Here is a 12,528-nt window from a genome sequence, read left to right on the forward strand (position 1 = left end):
TTCAGCTCCCGCGAATCGTGGACTGGGGATCGGCGGCGGCGACGGCGAGGTCGACCACGAAGTTGATCGTGAGCGCGGCGGCTCCGTAGACCAGCACGATGCCTTGGACGAGCGGATAGTCCTTCTGCAGGATCGCCTGGACGATGGTCATGCCCAGGCCGGGCCAGGCGAAGACGTTCTCGATCAGTACGGTCCCGGCCAGCAGGCCGCTCAGGAGCAGGCCGCCCAGGGTGAGCGAGGAGGTCAGCAGGTTCGGCAACGCGTGCCGCAGGTAGACCAGTCGGCCGGGCAGCCGCTTGGCGCGGGCGGTGCGCATGTAGTCGGTCTCGAACACGCGCAGCGCCTCCACCCGGACGATCCGCGAGAGTGCGGCGATCGGGGTGATGGCCAGCGCGAGTACCGGCAGGACGTAGGAGTCCGGGCCTTCGCGCAGCGCCACCGGGAACCAGCCCAGCGAGACGCCGAACACCGAGGCCAGGCAGACCGCGAGGAGGAATTCCGGGATGGCCACGATCGCCCCGGTCGAGGAGGCGAAGGCGAGTTCGCCGCGCCGGCGCCGGCCGTTGCGGGTCCACACGGCCATGGCCATGCCCAGCGGGATGGCCACCAGCATCACCAGGAGGAACGCGTAGATCGCGATCTCCATGGTCGCCGGGAGTCGGTCGCCGATCATCCGGGACACCGGGACCCGGGCGGTGATCGATTCGCCCAGGTCGCCGTGGAAGAGTCCGCCGACGAAGTGCTTGTACTGGGAGATCAGCGAGTCGTCCAGGCCCAGTTGCTCCTTGCGGGCGGCGACCGCCTCGGGCGTGGCGTTGAGTCCCAGGGCGCCGCGGACCGGGTCGCCGGGGACGAAGTGGATCATCGCGAAGGCGGCGGTGACCAGTGCGGCGAGCGAGACCACCAGGCGCCCGGTACGGCGCACGAGGAAGGAGGTCCAGGGGCCGAGCCGGAAGTCGATCACCCGGCCGGCCGTGGTTGCGGTACCGGCTGCGGTACTCATCGGCCACCGACCTTGCGAAGGGTGGTCGGAATGGGACCGCCACCGTCGAGTTCGAAGCTGTAGCCCCGAGCGAAATAGGGGGTCAACGAGTCCATGAAGGTCACCACATCGAGACGTTTGATCAACTCGGATTCGGCCGCGGTCCACTCGGGGCAACCCGAGGTGTCCGGCTTGGCCATTGCGAGAGCCACGAGACGTTTGAATTCGGGGTTGTCCAGCGAACCGAAGTTGAGCCCGTCCGGTGGGGTGGCTCCCATGAAGAAGGGGAGGGCCTGGTCGGGTGTGGTCACCGAGAGCGGTGCCCACGCGACTTCCCACTGACCGCCCATCAGGATCGTGGCGTTCGTCGCGGCGGTGGTCGGCTGAGCGTTGACCTTGACGCCGAACGACTTCCATTGCTTGACCGCCAACTCGACGGCGGCGATGAGCTGGTTGCCGAACACACCGGGGTAGGGCATGGAGATCGACAGCTGTTTGCCGTCCTTGGTCCAGCGCCCGCCGGACTTCTTCCACCCCGCCGACCGCAGCGCCTCCGCGGCCCGAGCCACGTCGTGCCGTGGCAGGTGCTCGGTCACCGCGTCCTCGGTGCACGGCGGCGCCGCCGTGACACCGACGCGGGTCGCGGGTTGACCCTTGCCGCCGGTGGCCACCGCACCGATCTGCTTGAGGTCGAGCGCCTCGATCAGCGCCCGACGCACCAGGGGATCGGCGGTGACCCGATTGGCGGCCTCGTTGAAGACCAGCATCCCCAAGGGGTCGCGCTGGACCGCGGACTTGACGCCGGCCGCGGTCAGCCGGGCGCGGTCGCCGCCGACGATGGGCGCGATGTCGATCTGTCCGCCGAGCACCAGGTTCGCCCTGGTGGATTCGTTGGCGAGGACCTTGAAGACCACTCGGTCGGGCAGGTCGGTGTTGCCGATGCCGTTCGGCCCCCAGGTGTAGCCGGCGCGCTTGGTGAAGGTGAAGTGGTCGCCCGGGACCACCTGGCTCAGTCGGTAGGGTCCGGTCCCGTCGGACGTGTGGCTCAGGACATCGGGGGACTTCATGGCGGTGGGGCACACCAGTCGCAACATCGCGGTGCCGCGGACCAGGAACGGGGCCGGGTCCGGGGTCTTCAGCGTCAGGGTGCCGGCCGCGTCGTCGGCGGTGGCGACGGTCCCGGGAGGCACCATCAGGCCGTACAGAGGCGACTTGTTGGCCGGGTCGGCGATGTAGGCGTACTGGGCCGCGATGTCGGAGGCGGTCAGTGCTCGGCCGCTGTCGCACATCACGTCGCGGCGGAGCGTGAAGGTCGCCGAGGTCGCGTCGGAGGTCCAATTCTCGGCGACGCCCGAGACGATCCGCCCGTCGTTGGCGACATGGATCAGCGAGTCGTAGGAGTAGCGGTTCATCGTGACCGCGGACGAGGTCAGCGCGGTCAGCGGGTTCATGTTGCCGGGGTCGCCTTCGATGGCGATCGTGACGGTGTCACCGTCGCCGGCACCACCATCGCTCGCGGTCCCTCCGCACCCGGCGGCGAACAGACCCAACGCGACGGCCGCTGCGGCCCCGCGTGGGACGCGTCTCATCGCGCGCCGCCGGCGGAACACTCAACGGCACCGTTCGCCGCGGCCGACTCGCCGACCGTCACGCGCGGAACCGCGCGGGTCATGTGCAGGAAGCGGGCCCGGTCGCCGTCGCCGAGGAAGGCATACTGCGTGTGCTGCCCACCCTGCGCCTCGACCTCGATCAGCGTGCGGGCGTCGCGGATCACCAGCTTGCTGGTCTTGACCTGTTCGCCGAGCATCTCGGCGGCGGCGCCGAGCGTGCGCATGGTCAGTTCCAGTCCCTCCTCGGACTCGACCACGTCCAACGCCATCGCCTGCGAGGCGTAGCGGCCGACGAAGAAGCGCGGGTCCACCACCGGGGGCTCGGCGGGCGGTACCACGGGCTCCGGTACGCGCACGTCCGCGGTCGTCGCGAACACGTCGCGGACCAGGTCGTACATCACGGCCAGATCGCCGCCGTTGGTGAGGATCGCGATCGAGACGTCGCTCTCGGGGGCCACCCGCAGGATCGCGGCCTGGCCCATGGTGCCGCCGTCGTGACCGATGATCGGGCCGCCGACCCAGTCGAACAGGTTCCAGCCCAACCCCCACGCGCCGCCGACCGCCTCGATGTCGGGCACCTGGACCTGCGGCTCGCGCATCGCGAGCGCGGACGCCTCCGACAGCAGGCGGGTGCCGTCCGGGAGCAGTCCCCGGGCGATGTGCGCGGCGGCGAACGCGAGCAGGTCGGTCGCCGTGGTGGTCAGCGTCGAGCCGGCGGGCGCGTTGGAGCGCGGCATCTCCCACCCCGGCACCCGCACCGCGGTCCCGTCCGGCCCGGACACGTGCCCGATCGCCACCCGGTGCAGGATCGCCTCGTTCGCGCTGGTGGCCAACCGGCCCAGCCCCAGGGGCACCGCTATGCGCTCACGCAGCGTCGCCTCCCAGGTCTGTCCGGTGAGCACCTCGATGATCCGACCCAGCACGACGAACCCGCTGTTGCAGTACGAGAACATCTCGCCGGGTGCGAACAGTTGCCCGGCCTTCGCGGCCAGGTCCGCGACCAGCTTGGCCACCGCGTCGTCCCCGGGACCGTGGTCGTCGAACAGGTCGCCCTCGAAACCCGCGGTGTGGCACAGCAGTTGACGCGTCGTCACCACCTGTGCGGCGGCCTCGTCGACGAGCTTGAATTCCGGCAGGTAGGTGCGCACGGGGGCGTCGAGGTCGAGCACGCCCTCGTCGACGAGCTGCATGATCAGCGTCGCCGTCCAGACCTTGGTGATCGACCCGATCTGGAAGATCGAGTCCGGGGTCGCCGGGTACCCGATCTCCACGTCGAGCACGCCCGTGGCGGCCACGACCGTCTCGTCGCCCATCCGTACCGCGACACTCGCCCCGGGAATGTTGCCGCGCTTGGCCAGTTCGCCGAGTCGGGTCGCTAGGTACTCGGGCGTCGGCAGTGTCCGGGCAGCAGACCCGGGCACGTCGGATCGTCCCATCGTGGGATACCTCCTCGGAAGGCGGCGGCGAGTGCCGCAGAGGACGATCACGGTAGGCAGCCCCCGAAAACCTCGAATCGTCCTCGTGGACGAAGAACCGCCGCCGAACCTGTCCGAATCACCGACGCCGAGCCCCGGCCGCCTCGGCAATCCTCGGCAGAGGCGGCCGACGGTCGGCACACCGCCCGGCCCGGCGTCGGGCGACGCGCGCGTCGGGTCGCTCACGGGCAGCGCGACGAACGGGAGCGACCGATGGACGTGTACATCTCGATCGACATGGAAGGTGTGGCGGGCATCGCCACCCTGGATCAGATCTGGCGCGGGGGCAGCGGCTACCCCCGGGCGCAACACTTGATGACGGGTGAGGCGAACGCGGCGATCGAAGGCGCGTTCGCGGCGGGCGCCGAGCGCGTACTGATCAACGACAGCCACGGCACGATGGACAACCTGATCGCGGAGGACCTGGACCCCCGCGCCCGGATGATCCTGGGCACCCCCAAGGCCCAGTGCATGGCGCACGGCCTGGGCCCGCAGCACGCGGTGGCGCTGTTCGTCGGCTACCACGCGGCGGCCGGCAAGCCCGGCGTGCTCTCGCACACCTTCTCCGGCAACTTCACCTCGGTGAAACTGGGCGACCGCCACGTCACCGAGGCCGAGGTGATCGCACTGCTGGCCGCCCAGCACGGGGTGCCGATCGGACTGGTCACCGGCGACAACCACGTCTGCTCGGTGGCCGAGGAGGTATTCCCCGGCGTGGTCACCGCACAGGTCAAGTCCGCCGAGGGATGGACCGCGGCGGACACCATGCACCCCTCCCTGGCTCGGGACCTCATCCGGGAGAAGGCCGCGCTGGCGGTCCGGAACGCGAGCGGGCTGCAAGCCCTGCCGATGCCCGATGAACTGGTCCTGGAGGTGGGTTTCCAACTCCCCCTGGCCGCCGAGTTCGCCGCCGCCGTGCCCGGCGCGGAACGACTGGACCTGTTGACCGTGCGATGCGCGGCACCCGATCCCAACGTCGTGATGGACCTGATCAACCTCTGGTACACGGTGGGCGCGCACGCGGCCGCCACCCACCTGCCGAACGTCGCCGCCAAACGCTGAACACACCCCGTCGAGCCCCTCGGGGCCACCCGACCACCCTCACGGAGCGAACATGATCACCGACCAGGATCCGGTCGAACCGGCGAAGAGCATCCGCGCCGTCTTCGACGCGGCCGAGGTCGAGGGCTTCCTGCACGTACGCGACCTCGACGGCGACGACGAGGTCTGTTACGGGTCCGACGACAAGGTCGTGCTCGCCTCGGTCTTCAAGATCCCGATCGCCTTGGAGTACGCGCGACAGGCGGCCTCGGGCCGGCTGGACCGGGCCGGGCGGCACGTGGTCACCGACGCCGACAAGGCAGGCGACGGCATCGGCACCGACGGCTGCATGCACGACGTGGAGATGAGCGCGCGCGACCTCGCCGCCATGATGATGACCATGAGCGACAACGCGGCCACCGACGTCGTGCTCGGCCTGGTCGGCCGGGAGAACGTGCGAGCCACGCTGGACGAGTTGGACTGCCGCGCCACCGCGGTCACCGGCTGCAAGGAACTGCTCTCCAGCGTGGTGACCGACCTGGGCATCGACCCGGCGGCCGAGGACGTCGAGGAGCAGCTCGCCCGGGTCACCCCGGACCGCATGCGCATGGTGACCGTGCGCGACCCCGAGCGCACCGCCTCGACCACCCCGCGCGAGATCACCAAGCTGCTCGCCGCCATCTGGCGGGACGAGGCCGGGCCCGCCGAGGCCTGCGCCGAGGTGCGCGAGATCATGGGCCGGCAGATCTGGCCGCACCGGCTCTCCTCCGGCTTCGAGGACGAGATCCGGGTGTCCGGCAAGACCGGCACCCTGTGGGGTGTGCGCAACGAGGCCGGGGTCGTCGAATACCCCGACGGCAAGCGCTACGCCGTCGGCGTCTTCCTGCGTTCGGAGTCGATGGGCTACCGGCTGCCCCGGGCCGACGCGGCGATCGGCCGGGCCGCCCGCGTCGCCATCGACCACCTGCGCTCCTGAGCGGTGCCGCGCCCGGCGGCTCGTGCCCTGTCGCCGGGCGCGGCACCCCGCGTGTCCTCGCACCCCGGTAGGGACCCGGTGGGGTGTTCGAGGACACGCCCGGCACCCCGCGTCCCGACCCGGTTCGCCGTCCCGTCGGGTCAGGACGCGGGGTCGCCCGCCTTGCGCGCCACGTACACGGTGTTGGTCGCCGTACCGCCTTGGAGCGGGTTGTCGAAGTCGACCACGTGCGCGGCCGAGGCGGGGAACACCTCGGCGAGCACCGCGCCGAACTCGTGGTCCGGCGGGTCGTTCGACCACAGGGCGAAGACGCCGTCCGGATGCAGCCGATCGGCCAGCGCGCGCAGCCCGGCGGGCCGGTAGAGCGCGGCGTGGCTGGGGTGCAACACGTGCCGCGGCGAGTGGTCGACGTCCAGCAGGATGGCGTGGAAGCGCCGGCCGGGCGCCTGCGCATCCCACCCGCGAGGGTCGCCGGCCAACGCGAAGAAGTCGCCGAGGACCAGCCGACAGCGCGGATCGCCGGCCAGCCCCGCGCCCAGCGGCACCAGCCCGCGCCGGTGCCAGTCGATCACCTCGCCCAGCGCGTCCACCACGATCAGGCTGCGCACGCGCGGGTCGTCCAGCGCCGCCCGGGCGGTGTACCCGAGCCCGAGCCCGCCCACCACGACGTCGAGTTCGGCGTCCGGCAGGTCGGCCAGGCCCAGTCGGGTCAGCGCGATCTCGCCCGCCGTGAACAGGCTGGACATCAGGAACTCGTCGCCGAGTTTGACCTCGTACACGTCCTCGCCCGTGGCCGGATCCCGCCTGCGGCGCAGACTGATCTCGCCCATCGGCGTCGGCCGCCAGTCGAGTTCCTCGAAACGCGCGCTCATCCGTGCACCCTCAACCGTGTCGGTGCCGCTCTCCGGCGCCAGTGGGTGGTCTGTGGGTGGTCAGCCTATAGAGCGCGCGGGCCGCCGCCGACCAGGCGCGAGGGCTGCCCGGGGTTGGTGTGGGCCACCCGAGGCGGGTCCGAACTTTCGTCCGCGACGACGGTGCGGCCCACGACGGGCAAAGCGGAGAGTGACGGCATGCGAATGCCGGCGGAAACGACATCCGGAGCCACCATGACCGAGCTCGCGACGGGCCCTTCGAAGCCGCGCCCGCGCATCCGCGACTTCGGCCACGCGCCGGGCCTGCTGGCTCCCGGGATGTGGAACGCGCTCACCGACGTCCCGGGCGTGCGGGTGGGGCACACCACGCTGCGTGACCCCCGGGAGGGGTTGTACTCGGGAGTGACCGCGATCGTGCCCGACGCGCTGGGCAGTCACGGCCCATTGCCGGCCGGGCAGTTCGTCGGCAACGGCCACGGGAGGTTCGTCGGCGCGGGCCGCTCGGTGGAACCGGGCGAATTGGAGACCCCGTTGCTGCTCACTTCCAAGCTGTCCACCTTCCCCGTCGCGAACGCCCTGTCGACCTGGCTGCGGGAGCGGGCCGATCCGCCGCTCACCTCCGTGCTGCCGGTGGTCGGCGAGATCGACGACACGTGGCTGTCCCGGAACCGCCCACGCCGGGTGACCGCGGCGCACGTGTACGCGGCGCTGGACACGGCCTCGACCGGGCCGGTGCCGCAGGGCAGTGTGGGCGGCGGCACCGGCGCGTGCGCGCTGGGCTACAAGGCCGGCATCGGCACCGCGTCGCGCCGGGTGCCCACGGACACCGGCGAGGCGACCGTGGGCGTGCTGGTGCAGGCCAACATGTCCGGCGAACTACGGCTGGGTGGCCAGGTGTTGCGCCCGGCCACGCTGGGTCTGCCGACCGCCGGACCGGCCGGCGGGCAGGGCTCGTGCGTGGTCGTGGTCGCCACCGATCTGCCCTGTTCCACGCGCGAGTTGACCCGGATCGCCGGGCGCGGTGTGTTCGGTCTGGCCCGGGTCGGGGCCGCGTTCGCGCACGGCAGCGGCGACTACGCGGTGGCCTTCTCCACCGCGCCCGTGCGCGCCGCCGAGCCGCTGCCCTCGGCGCTGTTGGACACGGTCTTCGCCGCGACGATGGACGCCGTCGAGGAGGCGGTGCTGGACGCCCTGTTGGCCGCCGAGACGGTGCACGCGCCGTCCGGGCACAAGGCGTTCGCGCTGCCGCACGCGGCCGTGCGTCGCGCCCTGGGATGACGGACGCGACACCCCGCCGACCGGCCCGGGAGCGGGCCCGGCCAGGCCCGCCGGTCAGGGCCAGACGGCTCGCTCGTCCTCGCGCGGGGCGAACACCGTGCGGGTCTCGGGATGGTCGAACACCCGTACCGGGCGCCGGGCGTCCCACGGTTCCCAGCCCGGGTCGCCGGTCTTGGCGAAGCGCACCCACGCCGCGTGCATGTCGTCGGCCAGCCGCTGCGGAGCCGCGTCGCCGGTGAGGGCGCGCCAGTCGGGCGTCGCGAGGCCGTCGAAGACGAAGGGCAGCTCCATCGCGTGCGCCGCGCCCAGGTCCAGGACCGGGCTGCGCCAGCCGAACTCGTAGACGTAGGTGGACGCGCCGTGATCCAGGCGGGCGTCCGCGACCCGGTTGATCGGCAGTCGCAGCAACAGATCGCCGACCAGCGTGCCGAGCAGTTCACCGCGCGAGGCACCCGGCCGATTGGCCCGATACGCGGCCAGGATCCGGCGTGTGATCCGGAATTTGAGCCGCGCACCCGCGAACAGCAGTGCGCCGACCCGGTCCAGCATCCCCGTGGGCACGAACCACAGCCGGTATTCCTCGGTATTCGAGCCGAGCAGCAGTGTGATGTCCGACCCACCGCCGGCCTGCAGGGCCGCCATCGGCTCGACCGGCACCAGGTCCGCGTCGACGGCCATGGTGAATCCGGGGCCACCGGTCATCGGCGAGCCACCGGCGGTGACGGCCTGTTCGGCCGCGACCAGTTCGGCCGCGGGCACGTCCGCGAACGCCTCCCGGGTCGCCGCGCGACCCAGCCGCTCGGCCACCAGACGGGTGATCCGGCCGGCGCCCTCGGGCGGGAGCGCGCCGGGCATCCCGCTCTGCAGAATCGCCCGACCGAACAACGACGCGGCCTGCGGGTGGGCGACCAGGGCGCCCAGCAGGATCGATCCGGCGGACTCGCCGAACACGGTGACCTGTTCGGGATCGCCACCGAAGGCCGCGATCTCGGCGTGCACCCAGCGCAGCGCGGCGAGCACGTCGGCCAGTCCGAGATTGAGCGGCGCGCCCGCCAACACCGAGAAGCCCTCGGAGGCCAGCCGGTAGTTCGGCGCCACGAACACCACGCCGTCCCGGGCGAAGGCGGAACCGTCGTACCCGGGCAGCGCGTTGGCGCCGTGCGCGAGTGATCCGCCGTGCACCCACACCATCACCGGCAGACCGGCCGCGTCGGCCGGTGCCCAGATGTTCAGGTTCAGGTATTCGTCGCCCTCGACCACCACCGTCGGCAGCAGGTCGCCCAGGCCGCCCCGGTACGGCGCCTGGGGCGCGGTCGCCCCCATCGAACCGGCGTCGCGCTCGTCCGCCCACCCCGGATGCGGGGCCGGCCGGTCGAACCGTCTCGGGCCCACCGGCGCGGCGGCGTACGGGATGCCGAGGAAACGACGCACGCCGTCCGCGGTGGTGCCGCACACCCGGCCGGCCGAGATCGACACCGTCGGGCGCCCGGACTCGTCGTTTGGGGAAACGTTCTTCATGGGCCATCCGATCCGCGGGGAGCCCCGCTCGACGATTCGCCAGATCGGGCGAGGGTAGCGAAGGGGTCGGCACACCGGAACGGTTGTTTCCCACTTCGGATTTTCCTCCCATTCTCCCGTCACGAAACAGGATTCGATGACACTGTGTTTTCGAGTCGACACCCACTGCGATCATGGCGGGGTGTCGGCCTCGTCCGCACGAGTCGACGAAGTGGGAAGGAACCGACGTGAGTTCTCAGGAACCGCAGCCGACCAGCCTCTACCCCGAACTGGACGAGGCGACCTTGACGCAGGTCGTCGAAGCACTGGAGACCGGGAACACCGGCCGACTGGCCCCCGCGCGCGTGACCGAGGTCCAGGAGACCCGGGCACAGGTCGAGTTCAGCAAGGTTCGGGTGCCCGGCGCGGGAGGCGACGAGCTGGACGGCGCGCTCTGGCTGCACCGGGACGGCCGACCCCGACCGTTGATCGTGATGCCCTCGCCATGGGTGAACCTGGGCTGGGTCGTCTACGCGGTGCAGGCGACCCGCTTCGCGCTCAAGGGCTACCACGTACTGGCCTACACCGCGCGCGGGTTCGGCGAATCCCAGGGTGAGGTCGAGGTGGCCGGTCTCGAGGACATCGAGGATGGTCAGGCGGCGATCACCTTCGTGGAGGGCTTGGTCACGGGCGAGTTGACCGGCGTCGGCTTCATCGGCGACTCGTACGGATCGGGCATCAGCCAGCTGGTCGCCGCCGAGGAGCCCAAGGTGGGCGCGGTGGTGGCCCTGAGCACCTGGGGTGATCTGGGCGAGGCGTTCTTCGAGAACGGCACCCGGCACCTGGCCGCGGTGTCCACGCTCCTGGGTGCCGCCGCCGACGCCCGGCTCAGCGAGACGACACAGCAGGCGTTCCGGGACGTACTGACCAACCCGGACCCACAACCGGCGCTGGACTGGGCGGTACCGCGCTCCCCGCACGAGCGCGTCGGAAAGCTCAACGAACGCGGCGTGCCGATCCTGTTCGCGAACGCGTGGCACGAGACGCTGTTCCCCACCAATCAGACGTTGAAGATGTTCAACGCGCTGACCGGCCCCAAGCGCCTCCTGTTGTCCATCGGCGACCACTCGGGACCGGAATCGCCCGGCATCATCGGGCTGCCGAACCGGATCTGGGAGGACGCGCACCGGTGGTTCGACCACCACCTCAAGGGCATCGCCAACGGCATCGATGCCGAGGGCGAGGTCGTCACACAGATCATGTGGAAGGGCCCGATCGAAGAGCGGCCCACGTGGGGCACGGTCACCGGGCGCACCGAACGGCTATACCTGACCGGCCCACAGAACGGCGGCGACGGCACGCTCACCGACAAGGCGGGCGGCGACACGGACATCGTCTTCCGGTCCGGCGCGGACACCCCCGCCACCGTCGCAAACAAGATCATCTTCTCCGGCTACCCGGAGATGGCCGGCTTCCCCAAGGTATACCCGACCAACGAGATCGATCGGTCCCACGCGGGCGTGTGGGCCACCGCACCGCTACCCGTGGCGGTGAAACTGCGGGGCGTGCCTCGACTGCGGGTGACTTACACGATCGAGGGACCGACCCCGACGGTGATCGCACACCTCTTCGACGTCGACGCCGACGGCAACGCCCACATCATTACGCACGCGCCGTTCACCGGCCCCGAGGGCGAGGCGGAACGGCTGGTCGTCCTGGACATCGCCCTCCAGGCCACCGGCTACAACGTCCCGGCCGGCCACCGGGTACTGCTCGTGCTGGATACGTTCGACCCGTTCTACGGTGCGGCCCCCGTCGCGGGCACCACCATCACGGTCTCCCCCTCCGACGAGGATCCGTCCTACCTGGATCTTCCGGTGAGCTGATCGCGACCTCCGGGTGAGTCGTTCGCGCCTGCTGCCCGGCACCCGATGCGCCTCTCCGGTCGCCGCACCGGGTGCCGGGCAGCCCCGTCGACCGACTCCCGGAATCATTCTCCGATGCGCGCAACTCACTTGTGTGGAACGGAGTTTGACAGATTTTGCCGGCCCTTCGAGCGCGCATTGAACGGAACGGGCAGACCGTGTGAACGTGTGCCGATCGGGCACGAACCCGGCGGCCAGGCGCGTCGGCGGTTCGCTCACCTTGCGGACACGCATCGCGAAGGTCGGATTCGTGGTCGAGGTCTACCTTCCACTCGAGGAGCCTCGATGAATCGCAAAACGGTGACGGCCGGGACAGTCCTGGCCGTACTCGCCGGATTGGCGGTCTCCACGACCGCGCAGTCGGCTTCGGCCGATCCGCCTTCCCCTCCCGGCTCGCAGGCGCTGGCGGTCTCCGCCGCCGACCGAGCCGCGACCAGTGGCTTGGACACCCTCGCCAAGGGTCCCGACGAGCAGTACGAACGCCAAGCGGTGACCCCCTGGGTCAACGGCCTCTACTCGGTCGCCTACGAGCGCACCTACCGGGGCATCCCGGTGGTCGGCGGCGACGCCGTCGTGCTCGCCGACGGCCAGGGCCGGGTCCGCGCGACCCAGTCCGCCACCAGCACCCGCATCTCGGCCAAGACCACGCCCACGATCGACGCGGGCGCCGCCGAGACCACGTCCAGGGCCAGACTCGCTGCCGTGGACAAGGTCGAATCGCACCGCCTGGTCGTCCGGGTCAAGGACGGGCAGAGCAATCTCGCCTGGGAAACCGTCCTGATCGGTCGTACCGCGACCGCGCCCAGCAGGCTGCACGTCTTCGTCGATGCGAGCACGGGCACGGTGCTCGACACCGTCGACGACGTGAAGGC

9 protein-coding genes and 1 pseudogene are annotated in these 12,528 nt (G+C 71.0%); 5 read left to right on the forward strand and 5 right to left on the reverse strand.

Annotated elements, in window-relative coordinates; translation table 11 throughout:
• Position 1: 1 nt before the first annotated feature.
• Genes ACZ4FV_RS16200 through ACZ4FV_RS16210 form a run of 3 tightly spaced genes read right to left on the reverse strand, consistent with a single transcriptional unit; the run spans position 2 to position 4,028 of the window.
• A complete protein-coding gene (locus ACZ4FV_RS16200; RefSeq protein WP_395871577.1) occupies positions 2-1,003 on the reverse strand; it encodes an ABC transporter permease in 1,002 nt (333 codons plus the stop codon).
• The gene (locus ACZ4FV_RS16205; RefSeq protein WP_465322804.1) at positions 1,000-2,571 is read right to left on the reverse strand and encodes an ABC transporter substrate-binding protein; all 1,572 of its coding nucleotides are present in this window, start codon (positions 2,569-2,571) and stop codon (positions 1,000-1,002) included. The genes ACZ4FV_RS16200 and ACZ4FV_RS16205 overlap by 4 nt, the downstream gene beginning before the upstream one ends.
• Positions 2,568-4,028: a serine hydrolase domain-containing protein gene (locus ACZ4FV_RS16210; protein ID WP_395871581.1), complete on the reverse strand. Its 1,461-nt coding sequence runs from the start codon at positions 4,026-4,028 to the stop codon at positions 2,568-2,570. The genes ACZ4FV_RS16205 and ACZ4FV_RS16210 overlap by 4 nt, the downstream gene beginning before the upstream one ends.
• A gap of 252 nt (positions 4,029-4,280) precedes the next feature.
• Here ACZ4FV_RS16210 and ACZ4FV_RS16215 point away from each other — a divergent pair, with 252 nt between their 5' ends.
• Positions 4,281-5,129 carry a M55 family metallopeptidase gene (locus tag ACZ4FV_RS16215; RefSeq protein ID WP_402232600.1) on the forward strand — a complete coding sequence of 283 codons (849 nt, stop codon included), beginning with the start codon at positions 4,281-4,283 and terminating at the stop codon, positions 5,127-5,129.
• A 52-nt stretch (positions 5,130-5,181) separates the two neighbouring features.
• Positions 5,182-6,084, forward strand: a complete 903-nt coding sequence (locus tag ACZ4FV_RS16220) for a serine hydrolase (protein WP_395871585.1) — start codon at positions 5,182-5,184, stop codon at positions 6,082-6,084.
• Positions 6,085-6,224: 140 nt separating this feature from the next.
• On the opposite strand, the gene ACZ4FV_RS16225 is transcribed toward ACZ4FV_RS16220, so the two are convergent.
• On the reverse strand, positions 6,225-6,956 hold the full coding sequence (locus ACZ4FV_RS16225) for a polyamine aminopropyltransferase (protein ID WP_395871587.1): 732 nt from the start codon (positions 6,954-6,956) through the stop codon (positions 6,225-6,227).
• Positions 6,957-7,190: 234 nt separating this feature from the next.
• Here ACZ4FV_RS16225 and ACZ4FV_RS16230 point away from each other — a divergent pair, with 234 nt between their 5' ends.
• A complete protein-coding gene (locus ACZ4FV_RS16230; RefSeq protein WP_395871589.1) occupies positions 7,191-8,234 on the forward strand; it encodes a P1 family peptidase in 1,044 nt (347 codons plus the stop codon).
• Positions 8,235-8,288: 54 nt separating this feature from the next.
• Here ACZ4FV_RS16230 and ACZ4FV_RS16235 read toward each other — a convergent pair whose 3' ends face one another.
• A complete protein-coding gene (locus ACZ4FV_RS16235) occupies positions 8,289-9,752 on the reverse strand; it encodes a carboxylesterase/lipase family protein (RefSeq protein ID WP_465322805.1) in 1,464 nt (487 codons plus the stop codon).
• A gap of 227 nt (positions 9,753-9,979) precedes the next feature.
• Here ACZ4FV_RS16235 and ACZ4FV_RS16240 point away from each other — a divergent pair, with 227 nt between their 5' ends.
• Entirely contained in the window at positions 9,980-11,617 is a 1,638-nt protein-coding gene (locus tag ACZ4FV_RS16240) for a CocE/NonD family hydrolase (RefSeq protein ID WP_465322806.1), read from the forward strand.
• A gap of 324 nt (positions 11,618-11,941) precedes the next feature.
• A pseudogene (locus ACZ4FV_RS16245) lies at positions 11,942-12,528 on the forward strand (peptidase M28); the annotation flags it as partial.

It is taken from the genome of Embleya sp. NPDC025285, assembly GCF_055558835.1.

Coding starts and splice junctions, on each gene's coding strand:
- ACZ4FV_RS16205 (WP_465322804.1), bottom strand. CDS start 2,571: ATGAGACGCGTCCCACGCGGGGCCGCAGCGGCCGTCGCGTTGGGTCTG.
- ACZ4FV_RS16220 (WP_395871585.1), top strand. CDS start 5,182: ATGATCACCGACCAGGATCCGGTCGAACCGGCGAAGAGCATCCGCGCC.
- ACZ4FV_RS16230 (WP_395871589.1), top strand. CDS start 7,191: ATGACCGAGCTCGCGACGGGCCCTTCGAAGCCGCGCCCGCGCATCCGC.
- ACZ4FV_RS16215 (WP_402232600.1), top strand. CDS start 4,281: ATGGACGTGTACATCTCGATCGACATGGAAGGTGTGGCGGGCATCGCC.
- ACZ4FV_RS16235 (WP_465322805.1), bottom strand. CDS start 9,752: ATGAAGAACGTTTCCCCAAACGACGAGTCCGGGCGCCCGACGGTGTCG.
- ACZ4FV_RS16200 (WP_395871577.1), bottom strand. CDS start 1,003: ATGAGTACCGCAGCCGGTACCGCAACCACGGCCGGCCGGGTGATCGAC.
- ACZ4FV_RS16225 (WP_395871587.1), bottom strand. CDS start 6,956: ATGAGCGCGCGTTTCGAGGAACTCGACTGGCGGCCGACGCCGATGGGC.
- ACZ4FV_RS16210 (WP_395871581.1), bottom strand. CDS start 4,028: ATGGGACGATCCGACGTGCCCGGGTCTGCTGCCCGGACACTGCCGACG.